The sequence below is a fragment of the Lysinibacillus sp. NPDC097231 genome, from assembly GCF_044761885.1.
Taxonomy (GTDB): Bacteria; Bacillota; Bacilli; order Bacillales_A; family Planococcaceae; genus Lysinibacillus.
On the sequence record NZ_JBIWDH010000050.1, the window covers coordinates 1 to 21,644 of the forward strand.

General features: G+C 35.8%; 16 protein-coding genes, 1 other RNA gene and 1 pseudogene. 2 read left to right on the forward strand and 16 right to left on the reverse strand.

All coding sequences use genetic code 11. From position 1 onward, the window contains the following. Positions 1–129: 129 nt before the first annotated feature. The 8 genes from ACIQXF_RS21305 to ACIQXF_RS21340 all read right to left on the reverse strand — a co-directional run bounded on the left by ACIQXF_RS21305 (position 130) and on the right by ACIQXF_RS21340 (position 9,822). Positions 130–2,037, reverse strand: a complete 1,908-nt coding sequence (locus ACIQXF_RS21305) for an ATP-dependent DNA helicase (RefSeq protein ID WP_402787317.1) — start codon at positions 2,035–2,037, stop codon at positions 130–132. Positions 2,038–2,122: 85 nt separating this feature from the next. Next, on the reverse strand, positions 2,123–3,259 hold the full coding sequence (locus tag ACIQXF_RS21310; protein WP_402787320.1) for a THUMP domain-containing class I SAM-dependent RNA methyltransferase: 1,137 nt from the start codon (positions 3,257–3,259) through the stop codon (positions 2,123–2,125). 3 nt (positions 3,260–3,262) lie between these two features. After that, a complete protein-coding gene (locus ACIQXF_RS21315; RefSeq protein WP_402787323.1) occupies positions 3,263–5,008 on the reverse strand; it encodes a putative bifunctional diguanylate cyclase/phosphodiesterase in 1,746 nt (581 codons plus the stop codon). 288 nt (positions 5,009–5,296) lie between these two features. Then, positions 5,297–5,677: RNase P RNA component class B (rnpB, locus tag ACIQXF_RS21320), an RNA gene on the reverse strand. A gap of 60 nt (positions 5,678–5,737) precedes the next feature. Further along, complete coding sequence (gene gpsB, locus ACIQXF_RS21325; protein WP_402787326.1) at positions 5,738–6,034, reverse strand: cell division regulator GpsB; 297 nt, start codon at positions 6,032–6,034, stop codon at positions 5,738–5,740. Positions 6,035–6,155: 121 nt separating this feature from the next. Then, complete coding sequence (locus ACIQXF_RS21330) at positions 6,156–7,379, reverse strand: ribonuclease H-like domain-containing protein (RefSeq protein ID WP_402787329.1); 1,224 nt, start codon at positions 7,377–7,379, stop codon at positions 6,156–6,158. Between the two features lie 648 nt (positions 7,380–8,027). Then, entirely contained in the window at positions 8,028–8,228 is a 201-nt protein-coding gene (locus tag ACIQXF_RS21335; protein ID WP_402787332.1) for a cold-shock protein, read from the reverse strand. Positions 8,229–8,943: 715 nt separating this feature from the next. Beyond that, positions 8,944–9,822, reverse strand: a complete 879-nt coding sequence (locus ACIQXF_RS21340; protein ID WP_402787335.1) for a LysR family transcriptional regulator — start codon at positions 9,820–9,822, stop codon at positions 8,944–8,946. A 120-nt stretch (positions 9,823–9,942) separates the two neighbouring features. On the opposite strand from ACIQXF_RS21340, the gene ACIQXF_RS21345 reads away from it, so the two are divergent. Continuing rightward, positions 9,943–10,704, forward strand: a complete 762-nt coding sequence (locus tag ACIQXF_RS21345; protein ID WP_402787338.1) for an NAD-dependent epimerase/dehydratase family protein — start codon at positions 9,943–9,945, stop codon at positions 10,702–10,704. A 457-nt stretch (positions 10,705–11,161) separates the two neighbouring features. Here the strand turns inward: ACIQXF_RS21345 and ACIQXF_RS21350 are convergent, their stop codons facing one another. The 7 genes and pseudogenes from ACIQXF_RS21350 to ACIQXF_RS21380 form a co-directional block, all read right to left on the reverse strand. Continuing rightward, positions 11,162–12,106: a DMT family transporter gene (locus tag ACIQXF_RS21350; protein ID WP_402787341.1), complete on the reverse strand. Its 945-nt coding sequence runs from the start codon at positions 12,104–12,106 to the stop codon at positions 11,162–11,164. Positions 12,107–12,411: 305 nt separating this feature from the next. After that, positions 12,412–12,581 (reverse strand): annotated as a pseudogene (locus tag ACIQXF_RS21355) (IS1595 family transposase); the annotation flags it as partial. Between the two features lie 319 nt (positions 12,582–12,900). Then, complete coding sequence (locus tag ACIQXF_RS21360; protein ID WP_402787344.1) at positions 12,901–13,473, reverse strand: NAD(P)H-dependent oxidoreductase; 573 nt, start codon at positions 13,471–13,473, stop codon at positions 12,901–12,903. Between the two features lie 89 nt (positions 13,474–13,562). Beyond that, complete coding sequence (locus ACIQXF_RS21365; RefSeq protein WP_402787347.1) at positions 13,563–13,889, reverse strand: ArsR/SmtB family transcription factor; 327 nt, start codon at positions 13,887–13,889, stop codon at positions 13,563–13,565. Between the two features lie 177 nt (positions 13,890–14,066). Further along, on the reverse strand, positions 14,067–15,296 hold the full coding sequence (locus ACIQXF_RS21370; RefSeq protein WP_402787350.1) for an EAL and HDOD domain-containing protein: 1,230 nt from the start codon (positions 15,294–15,296) through the stop codon (positions 14,067–14,069). A gap of 248 nt (positions 15,297–15,544) precedes the next feature. Next, positions 15,545–16,291 (reverse strand): peptidoglycan recognition protein family protein, encoded by a 747-nt coding sequence (locus tag ACIQXF_RS21375; protein ID WP_402787352.1) that lies wholly within the window; start codon positions 16,289–16,291, stop codon positions 15,545–15,547. 285 nt (positions 16,292–16,576) lie between these two features. Then, complete coding sequence (locus ACIQXF_RS21380; protein ID WP_402787355.1) at positions 16,577–16,726, reverse strand: hypothetical protein; 150 nt, start codon at positions 16,724–16,726, stop codon at positions 16,577–16,579. Between the two features lie 642 nt (positions 16,727–17,368). On the opposite strand from ACIQXF_RS21380, the gene ACIQXF_RS21385 reads away from it, so the two are divergent. Further along, entirely contained in the window at positions 17,369–18,865 is a 1,497-nt protein-coding gene (locus ACIQXF_RS21385) for a methyl-accepting chemotaxis protein (RefSeq protein ID WP_402787358.1), read from the forward strand. A 635-nt stretch (positions 18,866–19,500) separates the two neighbouring features. Here ACIQXF_RS21385 and ACIQXF_RS21390 read toward each other — a convergent pair. Beyond that, on the reverse strand, positions 19,501–21,462 hold the full coding sequence (locus tag ACIQXF_RS21390; protein ID WP_402787361.1) for a serine hydrolase domain-containing protein: 1,962 nt from the start codon (positions 21,460–21,462) through the stop codon (positions 19,501–19,503). Positions 21,463–21,644 lie beyond the last annotated feature (182 nt).

Consider the following 21,644-nt stretch of genomic DNA (forward strand, 5'->3'; position numbering starts at 1 on the left):
GGACACCCTTGCTCTTGGCTAACCTCTACTTCTGTCTTCGGGGTTCGGGACTTGCACCCTATAGTTCATACGCATGCCGGGCGCACATAAAAAAAAGCGAGTTTGCAATGAATGCAAACCCGCTTTTCTCTATTTTATTTCTGGTGTAACAGCTAATATATTTTCAAAGGTTTCACGTTGCTTAGCTTCTTCTTCATTTAACAAAATATGGATATCTCCATGATCATTTGACGTACGAATCAAACGTCCCATACCTTGCTGCAAGCGCAATTGCATAAACGGTAATTCTACTTCTTCATATGGATTTTCTGCAAACGTACGTTTCGCATCAAATAATGGATCATGTGGAGGGAAAGGTAAATCATAGATAACAACACGTGTTAATGCCTCCTCCGGCAAATCTAAACCTTCCCACAAATGATATGAGCATAATGTTTTGATGGTGCCTTCTTGGAAATCACGAACAATGGCAGATAGCTCACGATCCCCCTCAAATGCTACATACATTCGCTCCATAAGAGGTAACTCCGCTTTAAAATCTAACATTGCTTGTTTTGATTTAAATAAAATTAACGTCTTTTCACCATCACGTAAAAGCTGTTGAACACGCGTTGTTTTCTCCTTTTGAGAAAGTTCATGTAAATAAATTCTCATAACTTCTTCATAATCAAAAGGAGATGGAACAGAAAACGATTGATAATCTCGAATACCTAGACTATAGGCTATATATGAAAAATCCTTGTTAACAGATAAAGTTGCAGAAGAAAAAACTATTGGAAGCTTTTTAGAGAATAATTTTTCTGCTAAAACTTCTGTGATGAGACGCGGCATAATAACGAGCGTTTCCTCCCCGTCTGTTTCCTCTAGCCAATCTACGGCATCTCCTTGTGCTATGAAAATACGTAAAGATGCCTCGTATTGTTCTAAATATTCTTCTGCCATATTTAATTCATACTCTGGAATCATGTACATTTCAGATTCAAAGACTAATTCCTCGAGTAATGTTTCGACATCATCGACAAGTTGTTTACCATATTTTAATAGTGCTGGTGATTTATTAATGCGTTTGCGCTCTTCTTGAGATGCAACTAGATCATCACGAAGCTGGTCAAAAAACAACTCATGATCATCTTGTAGTTTTTCCATCGCATACAGTGTACGTTCTCGCACACCATCCACCATCAAACGTTCTAGTAGCCTTACAATTGTTGTCGCCTGAACTTTATACGTCATTGCTTTTTGAGCAGCATATTCTAATAAATGACCTTCATCAAGGACAATCATAGATACTTCAGGTAATAGGGCTAATTGTCCCTCACGTTCACGAGACTCCTTTGTCGCTAAATGCTCCATTAAAAAATCTTGCGAACAAATGATTAAATCAGTCGATTTACGATAATGTGCACGATGTAGCGTTTGACCGCAACGATTCCGCTGATCACATACGGAGCACTGCATAATCGAGTTATAATTCACTTTTTGCCAATCTTCATCACTGACAGTCGAAAAATCGCTTCTTTCTCCATACGGCTGTATAGCTATCATTGAACCCTGTGCATATACGCCATCAGGTATTGAAAACGCGATATCATCAATCCACTCGTCAGTTTCCACTTTCTCAGCTTCCTCAAAGCGCTTTAAACATAGATATTGGTCTCGTGACTTTGCTAAACGGACATCGATTTCAAGATCTAACGTTTTCTGTAATTTATAAATATCGCCGCCCTCTTTTACTAGCTGATCAATTAATGTTTCATCTGCACAGGCAATAAGGGCTGGCTTACCTGTGTATCGAGCATAGGATACAGCTGGTAGTAAATAGGCAATCGTTTTCCCAGTTCCTACCCCTGCTTCCGCAAAAAGCACGTTTTTCTCTTTTAGGGCCTGCTCGATTTGATAGGCCATAAAAATTTGTTCATCACGGCATTCAAAGCCCTTTTCAGGTAATTCATCGTAAAGGACGTCCCCCATCCAGTCACCTAATGACTCAAAAAAGGAGCGATCCTTCGATAATACAAATGGTAAAGATTTACGCAATTGACGTTCCCCCTCTAACTATCTGGTCCTATTATACGCGACGAAACGGAAGATAAGAAAAAATCTTATCTTCCGTTATCCTTCGCTAATCTCTTTTAGACTTTTGCCCCCAGAATTGGTAATAATTCGTTTCAATAAAGCCATTGAATAATTTTCGTTTCTTCGTTGATTGACGACCATACAATTCTTCAAAGTTTTTCATTGAGGACAACATGTACACAGACCAAGTTGGATAGTTTTTCATGACTTTCCCTAAATCGCGAATCACCTGCTCCACGACTTCAACATCACCAATACGCTCCCCGTATGGTGGATTGCCAATCATGACACCATCTGTTAGCTGTGTCGTAAAATCACGTGCTTGCATTTGCTTAAAAGTAATCATATCACCGAAACCAGCTTCTAGTGCATTTTCTTGGGCAATACTTACCATGCGATGGTCAATATCAGAGCCAAAAATTTCAAGTGGTTGGTCATAATTCGCTAAACTGTCTGCTTCATCTCGTACTGCATCCCAAATTTTCGCTTTCATCCATGGCCAATTTTCTGAAATAAATTCACGGTTATAGCCTGGCGCGATATTTTGCCCAAACATCGCAGCTTCTAATGCAATCGTGCCAGAACCACAGAATGGGTCAACAAACGGTCGGTTTGGATTCCATTTTGAAATTTGCACAAGTGCCGCCGCTAATGTTTCCTTTAAAGGTGCTTCCCCCTGCGCCTGACGGTAACCACGCTTATGCAAGCCAGCACCTGATGTATCAATGGTAAGTGTAGCCACATCTTTTAAAATTGAAACCTCAATTTTATAGGTTGCACCAGACTCATCTAAAAATCCTAAACGCTTATAATGCTGCTTCATACGCTCTACAATTGCTTTTTTAGTAATCGCTTGACAATCTGGTACACTAAATAATTTTGATTTGACAGACTTCCCCGATACCGGAAAAGCTGCATCAACTGGTAAGTATTTTTCCCAAGGTAAAGCTTTTACACTTTCAAACAATTGCTCAAAAGATGTAGCTGGGAATTGTCCTACAACAATTTTTACACGATCTGCTACACGTAGCCATAAGTTTGTTCGTGCAATGGCCGTTTCATCACCTTCAAAATAAACCTTACCATTATCAACTGTTGTTTCATAACCAAGTGACTGTACTTCTTGCGCTACAATTGCCTCTAAACCCATCGCAGCAGTTGCTACTAATTTATAGTTTGCCATATGCTAATTCCTTCCTTGATGTTCAATTTCCCAATACTCCATAAACTCTATTAGTTCTTGAAGAGGTAATGGTTTACTGTAATAATAACCTTGGATTATATCACAGTTCATTTTACGTAGTATATCCACTTGTTGTGCCTGTTCTACACCTTCAGCAACTACTTTCATTTTTAGACGATGTGACATTTGGATAATCGCATCCACAACTGCCTGTTTTTCATCGAGTGAGCAAATATGCTGAATAAAGCTTCGATCAATTTTTAGAAAATCAAGTGGGAAACGAACTAAATAACTAAGTGACGAATAGCCTGTCCCAAAATCATCAATAGAAATTTTAAAGCCTAATTGCTTAAGTCGCACAAGCTTACTGACCGTTTCGTTTGCACTGTTCATAACAGTACGTTCTGTCACTTCTATTTCAAAATTGCTGGCAGGCGTGTTATAACGCCCTAATATCGTTTGTATAGAATCTAAAAAGTTTTGCTGCTTAAAGTGAATACTTGAAATATTGAGGGCAATTGGTGTCTTACGGCCACACTGTTGCATCTCAATAACTGCCTCACAAGCCTTTTCTATAATCACTTCGCTTAAAGGAATAATTAATCCTGTTTCCTCAGCGTAAGGAATGAATTCTGCAGGAGACACAAATCCGAGCCTCTCGCTATTCCAACGAACAAGAGCCTCTACGCCTTGAATCTGCTCATTTTCCATAGAAATTTTAGGTTGAAAATGCAGCTCAAATTCACGATTTTCAATAGCTCTTCGTAATTCCGAATCTAATAATAAAACACGTTGAGAGTCGGTTTGCAATTCATCAAAATAAAATGAGTAGCCGTTAAGGCCATTCTTTTTTGAATAGGTCATTGCCCTGTCAGCGCAATGAATCAATTCCTCTGTCGATTCACCATCTGCAGGATACATACTAATACCAATACTTGTAGAAATAAAAATATTCTGACCATCTATTTCCATAGGTTGTTCAATAATACCAATAATTTTTTCAGCAAATTTTGCAGCTTCTTTGACATTTTTTACATTCGTTAATGTAATAATAAACTCATCGCCGCCGTACCTTGCAATGATATCTTTATTTTTTAACAATGATTTAATACGTTTTGCCACTTCGACAAGCATTGTATCTCCGACAGCATGACCTAATGTATCATTAATTTGCTTAAATCTATCTAAATCTAAAAAGTATACTGCATGCTGTACTGAATGAGAAATAGTAGAAGTCGATTCTAGCAGACTATCCATTCTTTCAATATAGGCAAATCGATTTGATACATCTGTTAATGAATCAGTTAACAAACGTTTTTCTAGTTCATTTTCTACTATTTTTCTTTCAGACAAATCTGTGAAAATTCCACAGTAATTTGTAATTTCTCCCTCGTCATTGGTTACACCGACAATTGTTAACCATTCTGGATATACGTCTCCGGTTTTACGTCGATTCCATATTTCCCCTTGCCAAATACCTTCTTGTCGTATCTTTTGCCACATCTCTAAATAAAACGTCAATTCATGTACACCTGACTGTAAAACGGCAGGCGTTTTTCCAATCACTTCATCACGCTTGTAGCCTGTTACAAATTCAAATGCAGGATTTACCATTTCTATTTTTTTATATTTATCCGTAATCATAATGCCTTCAGATACATTTTCGAAGATTTTCGTTATTAAGGCAGTAGGAAATTTGGAAATCGAGTTTAGCTTCCCCAGACTATTCCAATTGTTCACTCCGCTCATGTTTCCGCTCCATCCTATCTCTATACTACCCTCATTATTAGAAAAGCGCATCTGCGCTAGTCACCCTATGTAGACAAATATGTACATCCTTGCGATAACAGTTTTCAGATGTTTTGCTTAGAAGCGTAGCGACAGAGGCATGACCAACAGTGTGTTGCCTTGTTCTCAAACGTATATCGCATATGTCTAGACTTGATTAACAAGTACCATTTTTCTTACTGAATTCAAAAGAAAAGCTCTCCACCGAATTGGAGAGCGCTTGTTATTTCTTAGTTAAGCATCAAAAAATTCCATAAGCCATGTTTTGTTCCCGAGTACTCAATCAGCTTGCGCCTCGTACAGCCGGGTAGTAACCATCTATCTACAGAGCAAACTCTGTCCCTCTATCCGTTCATTTCCTTCTAGAGAGTGCCCCTACCATAATTTGGGTTTCTCACTCGTGGGGTTTACCTCGTTCCACCTTGCAAGTTTCCAAGCAAGCTTCGTCACTGTGGCACTTTCAGGAAGTTTCAACCATATCTAAAAGACTTAGGTTTTCCTTCCGCCGTCAGCCTTTACAGCTGCCTTACCTTATTTTTTCAGTAAGCACGAACACTACGGCCATCTCAGAACCGTGTGAGCATGGACTTTCCTCTACGACGTCTAGCGCCGCAGCGATTACTCGAATTTCATGATGATACGAAAGATTATACTAGAGTTTTATGATAAATACAATATAGTTGATAAAAATTATTCGTATAACTTACTACCAAATACATGTTTTTCCAAATTCGAAAGACGTTTTAAAATATCAAAGTTTGTCGTACCGGCTGCTGATGATGCAACAGGTTGTCTCTTAGGTGTATTATCAATTTCTTCTTTTAACTGTCTATTTTCTTCACGTAGTTGGGCCACCACTTTTTCGAACGTTTCATAGTCTTGAATAATTTCATCAAGAAATGAATCGACCTCTTCTACATTGTAGCCTTTAAAATTTTTCTTAAATTCCTTTTCAAGGATCATTTTTGACGTTAATTTAATGTCCATTCACATCGCCCTTCCTCACACTACATACACGAATTCATTATAGCACACTTCATCACATTATATCGTCTGAAAACATCGATTGTAAGGCTAAACTTGTCGTTTCTTGCGGTTACCTGGGAAATTATTTCTTATTTCCTAATCTGTGCAACCTCTTATCCCATGAAATTTCCCATTTTTGTTTTTGTTCCACTCTCCATTGATCATTCTTTTTAATTAATTGTATGCCTTCTTGCGTATAATATAGGGCCTGTTCGTAATCTTTTATTTGATGTTCATATATCATAGCTAGCTGTTCTAAGACATGTAACTTTTTACGTGAATCAACAAAATGTAGAGATGCCACAAAAGCATCAATTGCTTCGCTAAATTTTTTATTTCTTTTATGCTGTATGGCTAAATAATATTGAGCATTTCCTGCTTCAAGTGCATTAAATTGAGACGTAACCTGTTCTAAAACCCTTACGCTCTGTGTACTCTCCTTTAAATCGGCATACCATTTCCCAATATTTGTGAAGGTTTTTGCAGATTCTTCACCAGCCTCTTCAAACAGCAAGTTCGTAGAGTGGATATAAAGCGTAATAAGGGAAAGTAAATCCCATTCATTGTGAAGAAGTACTTTCATCAGTGCATCTGGTACACCACTTTTAATAGCATCTAAATAAATAATAGGCGCTAGATAACCTGGAATATCCCCAATGCGAGAAAAACCAAGCTTCTCTTCTTCCACCGATTTTAATTTCATTTGTTCCATATCATTTTTCCATAAACGCTTTGAACTATGCAATAAATCAATTTGTCGCTGTGTACGTAATTTAGGCAAAACTTTTTGATGGAGCGTCCATCGTGTTTCAAGCTGCGGCCAATCAAAGCTTTTGCCATTGTAGGTGATAACCGTTGCGTTTTTTTGCCATAGCTTAGATTCAAAAAGTAATGCTGTCTCGTGCGCAGGATCAGCAAGAAGATATTGCGTTAAAATAAAACCTTCATCTGCTACTTCTAAAAAACCTAAAAGAAAAATTTGCGTACCTACACCCTTTAAACCTGTCGTCTCTGTATCAAAAAACAATACCTTTTCGTTCATGTCTAACGCATATGGATGTTCAAACTTTGCCTCTTGCCATTTTCCTAATGCATTAAAAAATGATAGCAACTTATAATGACCATGTTGATAATGAAACGGATATTGCACCTGTCGTTTAAAAACAATGCCAAATTCATTGTCTACAACAGTTAGTCCTGCTTTTTCCCACTGCTCCGTATAGCTTGGAGCAACAGGTTTTTGATATGCAGGTTTATCGTTGGTTTTATCCGATTTTGCAGTTTTTTTACCTAGCATTTTTTTCATTTGTAAGATTTTATTTTCATAGGACATTTATTTCACTCATTTTCTGCCTGTAGTATAAGACTCTCTTGCAAGATTAACACGATTATTAAACTCATTCAAAATTTTCTTTGCTATAAACGCATATGTAGGAGCTTACCCGCGCTATGGTCCTAAATACTCGCGATTGGGGTATGTTTATCCGCGAAGCATTGTTCATTACCCGCGTTTGGGTTGCATTTACCCGCGAAGCACTGCTCATTACCCGCGTTTAGGTTGCATTTTAAAATTGCGTGAATTTAATTATTGTTTACTTATATAATAAGAATCTTTTGACCACAAGGGTTTGCGGGAGCTATTGGCACGAATATCTGGAAGTATAAATCGGGAAGCAACTCTTTTCCTTGAACGAGAAAATGGAGATGAGGTTCCTTTAGCTATTAAGTGAGATAAGAAGGAGCGCGAGAAGCTTTTGTTAATAATTGTTATTGGAGATGGAAAGGTTTCACAAACAGTCGTTCATAACCCTAGCTCACTTTCAATTCCTACCGATGAATTAATTAAGCTAAAGAGCATTTGGATGAAGAGGAATTTGACACTAAAAAGAAACAAGTATTAAGGATATAAAATGTAAAAAACCACTCAATTAAGAGTGGTTTTCTTCATTAAAAATTAAAGTTTTACGATATTTGCAGCTTGAGGTCCACGTTGACCTTCTTCTACTGTGAATTCAACTTTTTGACCTTCTTCTAGTGATTTGAAACCTTCACCTTGGATAGCTGAGAAGTGAGCGAATACGTCTTGTCCGCCTTCTACTTCGATGAAACCAAAACCTTTTTCTGAGTTAAACCATTTTACTGTACCTTGTGTCATTTAAATGACCTCCATTAATCGTATTAAATAAAATCATATTACTTCAAAAGAAAAAATTCACATATTACAAAAAGTATCTAACAAAACACGATTACTCTTTGTAATATGTGAATTCATTGTATCTTTTTACGAACGATTTTATTATCTATACTATACAATAAAAAATCATATTTGTCTAGTGCAAATGCGAATTTATCAACTTTCAACAGTTCTTCCGTAGTTAATTAGTTAAATTTCGAAGATAATTCAGAATTAAGTCCCTTTTTATGAAGATATTGTTATTAGTAATTAACAGTAGCTTTTCCACTTGTATCTATCAATTATGTCTCGGTGAAAATGTTTTTTATAAACTAAAAAGAAGAGGGCTTAAAGGAATAGTGTTAGACTTTTTCCCTCAAGCCCTCTTTGTAATCTAAATTAGCTCTACTACTCTTTTCTTCCCCTGTTGCAAACTATCTTCGCCCCTATACAGGAATGAACACCCTGGCTCACAAGGACAATTCGCCACATGATGAAAAGTTTTAGGTCAATAAATCCTCCCATAAATAATAGACTAATTTTTCACTTAGCCCGAAACCACCAAGGCAATTATCGAAAAACGTTGGCAGCTCATTATAGGATGCCTTTACTAAGTCAATCCTAACCAAATTAATCTAGTTTCATTTAAAGAAAAGAATTGCTACTGGAACAAGACTTATTAAAATTATTTAATAAACTATAGCCCCGCGTTTTTTACCCAATTCTCAGTAATCTCAACGAATTTTTTAACTGCAGGTGAAATAGGCGTTCTGATCGCTAATGCAATTGTCCGTGTTTGCTCTAATTCAAGTGGGATAACCTTGATGGAATCTAATTCTTTAGGGATAATCATTTCTGGTAAAATACTAATACCTAAATTATTGTCAACCATCGAAAAAATAGAATTTTCATTCATATTTTCGAATCGAATATTTGGCTCAATGTTGTTTTCTTTAAAAAATAGTTGTATATCGTCAAAGCATTGATAAGTTGGCATAATGAAAGGAGCATTTTCAATATCTTCAACAGATAAATATTTATTGTTATGTAAAGGGGATTGCTCTGATACTACACATAAAAGTGGTTCAGTCTTTAACTTTACAATATCGAATGAATGTAAAGAGGTTGTTTTGTTATTAATAAAACCACAATCCACATCACCATCTAGCAACCATTTTTCTATCTCAGCATAGTTTCCTTCTATTAGCTGTATTTCTATATCAGGATATTTCTCCTCCATTTCCTTGATAATATAAGGAATCCAGTTTGTAGATATACTACTAAATACCCCTACCTTTACCGTTCCTTTATTCAATCCGTTAATTGCGTTTACTTCCTGCTTTAACATATCGTTATAATAGAGGATTTCTCGAATCGTGACTAATAAATCCTTGCCATTCTGAGTTAGCTTAATTATAGAGTTGTTACGAATAAATAAATGAAAGCCAAATTCTTTTTCTAAACTGGTAATGGCATGACTCACAGCAGATTGTGTTAATCCTAATTCTTCCGCTGTTTTTGTAAAGCTATTTACCTCTGCTGCTTTACTAAAAATTTCATACTTAACTAAACTCATCGTAGACACCCCAAGAATTTTTTTCATGTACTTCATTATAATTATTCGCTGTATTAATGACAAACATATACCTATAATCAGGATTACATTTAACAATTGATTAAAAGGAGCTGTATTGTGGTGAATAAACTATTAATTACAGGAGCTGCTGGAAAGATTGGTCAACATATAACCAATACTTTATTGAAACATACAAACTATCACTTAAGATTGGCAGATATTCATTTATTGCCTTTAGAAGAATTTAAGAAGTCTTCTAAACATGAAGTTATTTACCTAGATGTATCAAGTTTAGAAGAATGTCAGGAAGCATGTAAAAACATTGATATTGTTATTCATTTAGCAGGAGATCCTTCTCCAGATGCAGATTTTTATAGTTCTTTATTAGAGAGTAATATCAAAGGCTCATACAATATATTTAAAGCCGCAGCAGAGAATGGTGTATCTAGAGTTATAGCTGCTTCTAGTGCTCAAACAGTTGAAGGATATCCACTAGATTTTCAAGCAACCGATTCTACACCTGTCAGGCCAAAGAATATGTATGGGGTTAGTAAATGTATTGTGGAAGCACTTGCATCTTATTTTGCTTATGAAAAACAGTTACAAAGTATCGCTATCCGTATTGGTGCTTATGATGATTATAAGCCTGAGGGTAAGCCACTTTCAGCTCGAGACATGAGCGCCTATATAAGTCCAGAAGATTTTAGTGATCTTCTCCTAAAAACGATTTCTGCTAAAAATCTTCCACCCTTTTCAATCTTACATGGTATCTCTGATAATCGTTTTAAACGCTTAAATATAGAAGAAACAAAAAGATTAGTAGGATATACTCCGAATTCAGATGCGTTTAAATTGAGCGGAATTCATTTTTTTGACCGTTAGACATTTGCATACAAAGCATATTTAAAAGGAGAATTTTCTGTGAAGATCCTAACAAAAAAATCCAAAAAGATTGTTCATTCAAAACAGATAGAAACTAAAAGTACATTAACTTTTAGAGATTACTGGAATGAAATTATTAAAGCACTCATTGCTACTAAGTAAATTTTTCAATTTGATTTAACCATTTAATACCTTTTAAGTGAATGTTCCAACTTTAATTAACCGAATTTTCTTTCAATTGATTTATTTTAGAAATTGTAATTAGCAAAAGTGGAAGAGCGTGTTTTAAAGATTGAAAAACACGCTCGCATTTCGGGGCATTTTAAAGTTTGAAAAGTTTTATTTACATAAGTATGATTCCTTTGAGGCGTTAAAACAAGCCGATGTTTTTTGTGCTAAAGTGCAGAGTAACGTAGCAACAGCAACAAGGTTTTCCTCTGTCGAGAGTGTAGTGAAATTACAAGAACTTAACAAATACTATTCCGATAATAGTCAATACTAGAGCGGCAATTCTTCTACTATCAATTTTCCTTTTTTGTAAATTAAATATTCCAAACTGATCGATGATTACAGCCATAATCATTTGTCCCAATAGAAAAATCATTGTAGTTAGAACCGATCCAAGTACAGGTAATAAGACAATGTTACCTGTTACGATAAATATGCCAAATATACCTGCCATATATACCCAAGCAGGAATACGATTTTTTTGAGTGTCATACAAAGGAATCTCTAAGCGACGTCTGGTAATTAAAATTAAAATTAGCAAGATAATCGCGCCAACGAAAAAAGAAATAAAAGTAGCTCCTAAAAGAGAGCCCGTTGCAACGCGAAGTTCTCCATTAATAGCGGTTTGCAGTGGTGGTAAAAACCCGGCAAAAACCCCAAGAATTATCCAAATGATTTTACTATCCTTTTTCTCTTCTGATGACGCAGTTAGATCACTTTTCTTTTTAGATTGAACCAATGAAATAGCTAAAATCATAATGATAGTCCCGATTATTCTAGTAGTACTAATAGGATTAGCTGGTACACCAAACCACTCAAAATGATCGATTAGAACTCCTACAATCATTTGCCCAGTTACAGTTATTATTGTTGTAACTGAAGCACCTAGTTTTAAAAAAAGAATGACATTAGCCACATGAAAGCCAATACCAGCTATTGCTCCACCGATAAAAACATACAATGGATATGAAAAATCAATCCCAAAACTGATTCCTGCAGGATCCACTATTAAATTAATAATGAGTAGTATCACTGACCCCAAAGAAAATGCGATGAACGAAGCTGTTAAAGGAGTTTTTGAATAAGAACCTAAACGAGCACTTATAGATGCCTGAATAGGGAAAAGCATTCCTATAATTATCCCCATAATTAAGTAAAGTATGATGATTTGCATATATTTCCCCTTTTTCTTTTTAAAATTGATAAAAGATATATAGCCTAATATACTAATTTGAAACTATAATCAAAGATTTTAAAGACTCTTTATATCCCTGATTCAAAAAAAAATAAAAAGTGGATAATTCCACATTTTTTTAACAAGATCTCATATTTTCTGATTCTTAAACTCTTCCTCCATTTTTTTCTCTGTCGAATGCCTTATTTTTTTAATAATCACCTCTTATAAAAGACTTAATGTATCTACAATGACTATAATAGATTTAATCGTATCATTTTGTCAAATCATTTTTTTGTTATCATCAGATGATCCGGATTATCCTTGACAGTGAACTTTATCTGCTGATGATCATATGTACAAACAAGCGTCACTGAAAAGAATGCACTGTTTCAATGTGATTCTGTGAAAAGTTGTCTAACGTTTTCACTTTTATGTCAGGAATCACCTTCATCTTAACGTATTGTGACTCGCCCTAGGTGATATGCCAATTATAAGTACTAGCCCTTTAACCTTCATTTGGGGAGCTTCTAATTGAATATTAGCATCCGCCGAGGCTTTGTGCCAACAGATGTTTTTTGTGCGAAAGCGCAGTGCTAACCTGGCGACAGCGAAATAGTTTTGTCTATGCGAAAGCGTAGCGACAGCAACAACATGATGTTGATCACTGAGGCGTTTTAACAGGAAGTGAAGTTCTTAGCCTGAGTTCCTCTATTTCAGCAGGTGTTTTTTGTACCGAAAGCGTAGCGACAGGCACAGGTGTTTGGACACCCGCTGAAAGAAGTTAAATATTTTTATAGTTTTACAGGCAATGAATTTAAAAATTTTACCCGGTTTTCATTCTTACCTAAAGATACATAGCCACAGTGTAACCATTGAATGTTTTTCATTCCTACAGCTTTCAATGTAGCCTTAATAAACGTTTTTTTAATACCATTTCCGCCTATAAATTGAATATACCATTTAGGAGCTTGCCCGGTTGTGATCACTTTCACGGATTCGATATTCGTTAACAGCCCTTTCATCGTTCCATTCTTATTTTCAATATAAGCAAAATCTTTAAGCAGCACTTTATCTAAAAATCCTTTTAAAATAGCTGGGACATTATACCACCAAACTGGGAATATAAAAATTACCTCATTACTAAACTTTAACATTGACTGATACTTACCCACTAAGTCATGTTCAAACTTCCCTCTTGAATATAATTTTAATTCACTAGCATGATAAGTTGGATCAAATTCATCTCTATACAAATCAATAATTTGATACTCTTGATTTCTTTCCTTAAATGTTTCTACTATTTTAGTTAAAATGGCATGATTGTAACTACCATCCCATGGATGAACATATACGATCGTTTTCATATTTTTTTCTCCTTTAGCTTTTTAATGTGGTGGTCACCTAATATGCAATAGTGCACATACTTGCACATATAGAACAGAAAAACTCAATGTTAGCAACTTTTTAAGAGTTTTTCTAATTGATCTGTCGTTAATTTAAATTTATTAAATATCACTTGGCTATTTACTTCGTAATATATATTTCTGCCCATTTTTGTTTTAGAAACAATTTCAAACCTATACATTAAGTCTAAATGCCTTGAAATAACTGATCTATCCTGTGGGAGATTTTCAGCAATTTCAGTGATATTTTTCGCTCCATACACAGCTAAATAGCGAATAATTTCAATTCTAACAGGATCAAATAATGTTTTATAAAAGTCAAAATCAATGGCATTATTTATTTCATTTGAACATTGGAGTTCTTCGTCTCTGTTCATATTTGGTCTCACCACCTGTACATATGATATATGCATGAACATGCACACGTCAAGTCAAACGGTACTGATAATAATGAACTACATAGCCCAAGTTAACTAATCTTTACTAAAAGAAGAGGGGTTGAAGATTTAGTCTGTAGCCTCTCCCCCTCTATACTTAACATGATATTTAATTTTTTATAAAGATTTTTCCGCCCATTCCATTGCTTCACGGTATAAAAGATCAATGCTAGATAGATCAATATTTAGTTGAGGAGCTAATTCCTCTAAGCTTATCCAATCTAATTTACCTAAGGCAATACTGAATTCAAGATATGGTGTCATCTCAGTTTGATGACCTAAAATCGTTTCCGTTATGTCTTCTGAAAATGGTAGCTGTTGTAAAATAACGTTTATTGGTCTTTGTAATAAAGTATCTATTAATGAAAACATGCCAACTAGAAAATATTCTGAGAAGTTTTTTTTATAGGATATTTTCGCCAATTTTTCACAAACCTTCGCACGGAATAATGATGTGCGCATAATCTCTTTAAAAAGATCAGAATCAGTGTTTATATCCATTTCCCGCATTGCTAATAAGTAAATCCACTTGCGTAAATTTGATATCCCAAGCAGTACTATCGCTTGTTTTATAGAGCGCACTTTGGATTTAGAGCGTCTAGAGGAATTATCGATCATTTGCAATAATTTATACGTTAATGAAAGATCACGCTCAATATTATCAGCTAGTAACTGTATATTAGGTTCCTCTTCTTTTAATAGCGTAATAATGTAGAAATATTGAAGGGCATTCGCTGGTATATCTGTAGCTTTAATTATTTGGGGTTGTTCAAAAAAATAGCCTTGGAATAACTCATAACCTGAGTGTTTTGCAACTTCAAATTGATTACGTGTCTCCACTTTTTCAGCGAGTAGCTTAATGTGCGGGAAATTTTCCTTCACTTTATTTTCAATTTCCATTCGTTCAAGCAATGGTGACAATAAAAAATCAACCTTTATGTAATCAATATGGGCAAATAACTCATCATAAACTTGTACATGCTCATCCAATATAAAATCATCTAATGCTATTTTATATCCATACGATTTTAGCTCAAATACTCTCTCTACTAATTGCGATGTTAGAGGAACATCCTCTAATATTTCAATTACAACCTCTGATGGATTTAAAAATTCATTGATCGAGCTCATGAGCAAGTTTTCTGTAAAATTTACAAAACAAGGCTTACCTTTTGTTACTTCTTCAATACCAATTGAAAGAAATGAGTTTACTAGTACGTCAACTGTTGCTGCATCTGAATCGACCATCGGAAAGGAATTCCCATTTTTACTACGATATAATAATTCATATGCCACGACTTCCTCATGAAGGTTAAAAATAGGCTGTCTACCGATAAATACTTCCATTTTAATCCTCCGTTTTTGTGTAATCAATGTAATATTTTCATCATGTTTACTATACTAACATTTCGTTCTATACAGCTTCTGAACAATTTACTTATTAATGTCACTGCGATATCTGCTTTATGTATCAAAAAAGACTAGGCTCACAAAGAAGCCTAGTCTTTCTTGGTTTGTTTAAGGTTTAAGACATTAACAAGATTACATAAAATAGCTTACCACATAGTACTGAACAAATTCTGAACATACTTGAATCATTCAGCTATTACATCTGTAACTGTTGAAAGTTCAGCTGCTTTAATTTTCTTCTCTGCTTTTTTTGCTTCCGCTCTGCTTGTAAATGTTCCTGTCTTGATTCTCCATTTACTACTAATCTGTTCAATAGATGCACTCCAGCCAAAGCGATACTTCATCACATCATGTACATTTTCTGCAACTTGTCGAGATTCATATGTACCGGTTACAACATGAAAATTCGATGTCTCGTTTAGGACCTTTCTCTTCCGCACAGTGCCTGACGAAGCATTGCTAACCATTGAAATGAAATGTGACCAGCTTATTCGGTCTTCTCGCATCTCCTTAGGACAATTTTTATCACTAAAATCATGATGCTGAACTACATTGCTAATTGGAATGTTTTCATCATTCATAATTCTAGCAACTATCTCAGCCGTATTGCTAACAGCTTGTCTATAATCTCCATCAACATTGACACAAATAGTTACTTGGATGCCTTGTAAATTGCCTTTTGCTGAACCTGCTCCCACACACGCATAGTCAAATAAAAATGACTGAACGGCTTCTTTATCGTCAACGGTTAGATGCCAACTTACCTCTCTAGAATGACCTATATATTGTAAACGAGCATAGGCATCTGCATCCGCCCCTGATTTCTCATTATCCGTTTCATGTATAATAATATATTTTTTTGTATTCTGTTTTCCATAAGTCATTTTAGCTGCCTGTGTTTCCTGAACTAAATACTGACGCCATACAACCATTATTATGTACCATCCTTTTCGTTGGTTATCTCTGCAAAACTATTATGATTCTTATGCAACTGATACCAAAATAATAATTGCTTATAGCTTACGCTAGTAAACTAAACACTTTCTGAACAAACTGGCTAAACGGAAAAATGACCAGACAACGGATGTCTAGTCATTTTTGACAGTTGTTGTGATCCTCACAATAATCACAACACTAATTTATCACAACACTCTAAACAACTTCTGAACATAAACAAACACCCCTTACATACATGGCGTGTTTGCATTTAACTTTTATTATTTTGAAAGCTGTTCTTTCCCATCTTCATCAATCATATAAGAGTGAGAATTTACTGCTTCTTCAATTTCTTTGAATACCCAATGTGTGTCTTTGACATCTGGGAAGCTTGGTTTTGTGACCCCATGTAATGGACCACGTTCAAACATACGGTTTATCATCACGAAAGCTTGTGCACGTATTAAGTATGCATTTGATGCGAAGCTTCCACCTTCAAGACCGTTAATGATACCTGCAGTACGATTTGCTTCAATGATCCACTGTTCCTGTGACCTTTTGTATCCTTGAACGTAATGGCAACATCCTCTTTTACAAAAGCTGCTTAAAGTTATTGCTCGTTCTTAACCTTTATTCCAAAACCTGAAGAACAAGAAGAAATACACAAAAAGCTGTTCATTGAGGATCAATTGAAGGGGTTTGATTTTTCATTTTAATTTCCTTTATAGTATGATCGGGAATATTCGCGACCTCAGTTGTGTGAATTAGCTTCGGTTGAGGCATGCTCTAGCTATATTAATCAACCGAGAAATAGGAGAAAAAAAAACACCTTTTGTTGAAATATAGGTATTATACCTTATAAAACGAACATCGAGGTGTTTTTTTATGGATAATCATGACTATTTTACTATCATCGAGAAAGGAACTGAATATTATTAATTGTGTCACATTATTCATGTTTTTCAGATTTCTTATCGATTATACTAGAAAAAACACTAATCGTGTCGGAAGTTCATTACTATTTATTCTTAGGTTAATGTGGATTTTATAAGTTACAAGGGGGGGAGCAACAAATGTTTTTTAAAAAAGGTCTGGATACAACAAATAGCGATCTTATCAAATTAAGCGAGTTACAATTACAATTAGCGACACAGGGTCAGTTTGATTACCAATATAAACACGTTGCAGAGAATGAAGAGTTGCAACAGTTCATACATAACTTGAATGAAGTGAATAGATTACGACAAGCGCATGAGAGTCAATTACAGCAAAGAATGAGCCATGTAGTTAGCAGTAATCATATAGGTTTTTGGGAGCTACAATTACCAACTGGACGCTTAGAGGATCGACAGAATGTGTTTGTTGTTTCAACAGAACTAAAGGAACTTCTTGGATTCGACGACCGTGCTTTTACAGGTGGCTTTCATGATTTCGAGCAACATATAGCTGTGGCGTACCAAACAGATTTTAAAAACTTGTTAATAGATTGTCTACAGAAGAAAACACAGTTCAGTTTTGAACACTTGATGCGCTTTCAGGATGGTCTGGAACGCTGGGTTCGTACTACTGGCACAGTTACACGCCCTTCCTCGGATGAAGAGCTCCACATTGTGGGGACAGTTATGAATATTCACGAGGATAAAGTAAGTGCGGAAAAAACAATGGGTTATGTCACTCGCTATGATTTAATTAATGAAGCACTTGTTGAAGCACCGTGGGATATGATTGTAGATCAAGGTGACCCCTTGAACCCTCAGAATTCCTTTTGGTGGAGTCCACAATTCCGTAGAACATTAGGCTTTAAAGATGAAAATGATTTTCCTAATATCATGAGTTCATGGAGTGATCGTCTGCATCCAGAAGACCAACAGTTAGCGGTTGGCGCGTTCAGTGCACACTTATTGGATTATTCGGGTCGTACGCCATTTGATGTGGATTATCGCCTACAACTAAAATCAGGTGAATATCGTTGGTTCCATGCGAGCGGTACAACGCTTCGTGACAGTACGGGTGCACCTTTACGTGTGGCTGGGACAATTCGTGATATTACACATGAAAAAATGAAAGAACAAGATGTGCAGGAGACGATGGCACGTATGGAAGAGTTATCAGCATCCATCAATGAAATGGTTGTTGGGATCAATTCCATCACTGTGCAGGCACAGGAGCTTGCACATACTCAGGAAAAAACGACGGTTGCTGCAAACGAAGCAAAAGGGTTAGCAGATGAAACACAAGTCATCTCGAATTTTATTCGTGCAATAGCCGATCAAACAAATCTACTTGGATTAAATGCGGCAATAGAAGCGGCACGCGCTGGGGAACAAGGAAAAGGATTTGGCGTAGTAGCTGAAGAGGTCCGTAAATTAGCGGTAAATTCAGCGGATGCAACAGGAAATATTGAATCAAGCTTAATGCAAATCAAAGTTTCCATTGATACAATTATCGATTATATGGATAAAATTAGTGAGCTTGCTCAAACGCAGGCAGCCTTGACGGAACAACTGAATGCCTCAGCTGATGAAATTGGTAAGATGTCGCAGGATTTAGTGGGGTTTTCTAAACAATAGTAGAAAAATTCCCCAATTATATAACTTATGAAATTATCCTTCATATTGAGAAGAACGGCTTAAGGTAAACAGATAAAATAAAAATTTATTTTATCTAAGTGGGGCACTGAAAAAGTCCATAAAATGAATTTAGCCATGGCGGAAATGATTAATCGTTTCTGCCATGGCTTTAGCTTGATGCTGTTGATTTCCATTTCGGTGGATACTTTCCTTAAAAGTTCATTCTCCGCTTGTAATAATCGCTTTTTCGCTTCTAATCGCAATTTTCCCTTCTAAACTTAATTCCCATTCTATTGGACGACCTGAATTCATTTTCCGTGTATCTTGTAGCCCGCTCTACTCCAGTTATACGATAAGCTGCACGCCAACCATTATCACTAATAGCTTGGACATTTGGATTACATTTTAGTTTTCTTGCTCTTTTTTAGAAAATAATCTTTTCGTCATTTCATACCGCTACGATATCTTTTTTCTAATTATAAACAAAAGTACCCTATAGGATAGATTTTTTCAAAGTATCTATCTTATAGGGTAACTTTAATAACTTTGCCTGTTTTTATTAAAATCTAATGATATTGAGTTTGGTAGTTCCTTTTGCCGACATTAAAAGTAGCAGTAGCAAATTTGGCGACAATTTATATCGTCCAAAACAACAAAAAGCGATACTGAATCATCAATAAAATGAACATACAGATAGTTGCTATTAATATAGCATTCCATATTTTTCTTTTTCCGCTAACTTGCTTATCCCTAAATGATTTTAAAATAGGGATAGCTGCAATTATCATGCCAATAGAAAAAACTGCATTAATTATTAGATGTATCCTAAAATCTCCTATTGGAGAGGACATAGCCGACATAAATCTCAATATAGTCACTATCATGTTGATCATACTTAATAGACCGATAACCGGTAATAGATTTGTTTGTTTATATGCCGGTATATTAAGAGAAATCCCCTTCTTTTTACGTTTTCTCAATAAAATGACAGATATGAGCGCAGCGATGGAGCCTGTAATAAAAATTATTATACAAAAAACAAAAGCAATCTGATTGAGCTGGATGTTTTTGTATAGCGGCATTTTTAAATAGTCCCGAATATTTCCTGTGCGAACTTTATCAACCTGACCGTTTTCATCTAACTCAAAGGATAAAAAAGCGAGAGACCCTCCGCTTCGTTCCAATATAGAGGGATTGGAATCCATTCGTTCAAAAACCAAGGGGGCGACCTCTGCAAAGTGAAGTGTTTCTCGATTTGGATCGATGGAAGGCCGTACTTCAATTTCCCCGTTTCCCATGTCCTTTACAACAATACTATCACCAGAAACCAAATATAAACTTGACAGGAAATTGCTATGAATCATTCGGCCCGAATAATAAGTTCCACTGAGATTTTGGGTATGGAGATTTGGCACAATAACCTTTGCTTGATGAGAAAACTGGGCAGAAAGCGTATCTACAATTTCAGTCCGCACACCCTCCGATTCTCCAGCTACGTTAGTAAGCACACTAACACCGAAATTTTCTTCCGGGACGAGACTTAAAAATGCGGAAAAGTTGGTAGTATTTCCTCCATGTTCTAGTAAGCGAACTCCGTTTTCCTGACGCAGCCAAAACCCATGGGCATTAGAAGGCATACCGGCAGAAACAGAAAGTGAATCGGCATGCATTTCTTTAAGCATTTGAGGCGAATTAAATAATGAGTTTTCTAAAGCACCCTCATAATCCATTTGAGCGATCATAAACTTTGCCATGTCTTCTGCAGTTGAGATAATCGCGCCAGCAGGTGCCTCATTTAAAAAGTTTTCTGGTAGTAACTCGAATCCTTTTGACGCACTGCCATAACCCTTGCTTTTATTTTCTGCAAACTCAGGCAGGTGATAATAATTTGCATAGGCAGTACTTCTTTGCATATGCAAAGGATCAAAGATATGCTTTTTTACATATTCTTCAAAGCGTTCCCCAGACTTAACTTCCACTATATATCCGGCAATGTCTGTACCGAAGTTAGAATATGCGATAACCGCTCCCGGTTCATATATTTGCTTTGGCTGATGTTTTGCACTTACCCATTTTTCAAGAGGAATGACTTTTTCTTTATCAAAAGTAAGCATTTCGCTTGCATTTTCTTCAAATCCTGCAGTATGGTTCATTAAATCTAATATCGTAATTGGTTTATCATAAACCAAATTAAGACGCTCATACCCGATATATTCTCGTATATCCGTATGCAGATCAATCTTCCCTTCTTCAACTAGCTGCATTACCGCTGTCCATGTAAAGATTTTGCTAACCGATCCAATTTCAAATACAGTAGATGTGGGATCCACAGGAATATCCTCTTTTATGTTTGCTACCCCATACCCTTTGCTGAAAATTAGCCTTCCGTCTTTAACTATAGAAACTGCCGCACCCGGTACGGTAACCCCTATTTTACCTTCCATAATATCATCAACTATTGTTTCGATTTTTGAAATATCCACACCTGATGGAGTTACTTCAGCACTTGCAAATGTTGACATAGGAAAGTAGAAAAAGCAACTGAAAATTATAATTACAGTGGTTACAAAAGCAACCAGCCTATTTGTTTTTTTCATTTAAAGTCTCCTTATTTCCATTACGTAATCTTAATATATTTTTAGAAACACAAGTTTTATCTCTTTGTTTGTATACCTTGCCTGTCAACCGCGCATGTGTACTATGTACGCTTGGCAATGTCGATACCGATGACGAGGACTTTTTCAGTGACTTGATTAATCTTTTGGTTCGTATTAGAATT